The organism is Anaerococcus groningensis (genome assembly GCF_046365465.1).
GTDB lineage: Bacteria > Bacillota > Clostridia > Tissierellales > Peptoniphilaceae > Anaerococcus > Anaerococcus groningensis.
In genome coordinates this window covers 1-817 of sequence record NZ_JBGMEG010000016.1, presented here as the reverse complement: position 1 = coordinate 817, position 817 = coordinate 1, and the positions used below count along the sequence as shown (strand labels likewise).

At 39.8% G+C, this 817-nt stretch carries 1 rRNA gene; it reads right to left on the bottom strand.

The features are described 5' to 3' along the window. A 23S ribosomal RNA gene (locus AB9Q04_RS08020) occupies window positions 1–817 on the bottom strand; the annotation flags it as partial.

Sequence of the window (817 nt, the reverse complement as noted above, 5' to 3'; positions counted from 1 at the left end):
ATAGTGACTTTTCTTGGCAATTTGAAATTGGCTACTTCTCTACTCATGTTTTCGATACCTATCACACATCAGCCTTATGATTAGCGGATTTGCCTACTAATCAGCCTTTGTGCTTAGACTGCCATCCATCGGGCAGCTTAGCTTATCCTCTTGCGTCATCACTTCTCTATAGCGACTTTAAGCGGTACAGGAATATAAACCTGTTATCCATCGGCTACGCCTTTTGGCCTCGCCTTAGGTCCCGACTTTCCCTGAGGGGACGAGCCTTGCTCAGGAGTCCTTAGGGTTTCGACGGGAGTGATTCTCACACTCCTTCTCGCTACTCATGCCAGCATTCTCTCTTGTATTAAGTCCACACCTGCTTTCGCTTGGGCTTCTTCCCTAATACAATGCTCCTCTACCACTGATAGAGTATTTAAATCTAGACATAAATACCATTTTTTTGGTTTTAGAATACGCTTAACCAGGTACATACTTATTGTATGTCTGTTTATTCGGTGATAATTGAGTTTTTATGACCTAACCCCAAAACTTGTTTTGGATGGTAGGTCAGATGTCTCACTGTTTCAAATCTATTGATTTGTCAAAGTGCAGACCAACTTACCTTTATCTTAGTGTTTGATATTTGCGTAAATTTTCGATAACTCGTTTATCTTGATTGTATATTGTATTAATATTTCTCAGTCTAGTTAAGTTCTTCTTTAACCTTTTTACTAATGGTTTCCTTTATGTGATAGATTTAAATTCTCTATCAATCCGAAGCTTCGGTACTGAATTTTAGCCCCGTTCATTTTCGGCGCAAACCCACTTGACCAGT